The 603-nt window shown below is 53.9% G+C and carries 2 protein-coding genes; one reads left to right on the top strand and one right to left on the bottom strand.

Annotated features, from left to right (window positions below; translation table 11 throughout):
- A partial coding sequence (locus GOB93_RS21040) for a transposase (RefSeq protein WP_173585287.1) occupies positions 1 to 254 on the bottom strand: 254 nt, incomplete at its 3' end.
- Between the two features lie 89 nt (positions 255 to 343).
- Here GOB93_RS21040 and GOB93_RS21305 point away from each other — a divergent pair.
- On the top strand, positions 344 to 603 hold a 260-nt coding region (locus GOB93_RS21305), incomplete at its 3' end, for a PP2C family serine/threonine-protein phosphatase (RefSeq protein WP_206752632.1).

Genomic DNA, 603 nt, shown 5'->3' with positions numbered 1-603 from the left:
CCAGCCTGTTCTGTCACGGCGACGAAGATCCGGTCGAAGACACCCGGGCGGTTCCACCGGATGAAGCGATTATATAAAGTCCTGTGCGGACCATACGCTTTCGGGGCATCTTTCCACTGAAGGCCGTTGCGGATCACATAAACGATCCCGCTCAGAACACGACGGTCATCCACCCGTGCCACGCCATGCGCCAGCGGAAAAAACGGCCTGATCAGATCCATCTGGCGTTCAGACAGCAAAAACACGTCACTCACAGCTTCACCTCCAGCGGTAAGCCTGTGAATCACAACAGCACGCTCAGTTCAATGAATTAACAGGCCCTGAGCCTGGAACCCTCCAAATCGTGCCACGTCTGGAACTTAATCGCTCCCGAATGAACCAGCCAGACGGACATCCGATTCTGGACATAAGCAGACCAAGCATTCCTTATATTCAGTATCAGGAAAGCCCGGTGCAGTCAGGGGATGAATTTCTCCTCATGACGGACGGCTTTCAGAGGTGGTCCCCATTTTTCGGACAGGGCGATAAGCTATCATCTGGCCTGAACGAGGACGGGTTTTATGGGCAAGGTTACGCGGAAACGGTATGCGGCAGAGTTCAAGT

The organism is Acetobacter musti (genome assembly GCF_011516835.1).
Classification (GTDB): Bacteria; Pseudomonadota; Alphaproteobacteria; order Acetobacterales; family Acetobacteraceae; genus Acetobacter; species Acetobacter musti.
Note: the sequence above shows the minus strand (reverse complement) of the source record. Positions and strands in the feature narration are given on the sequence as shown.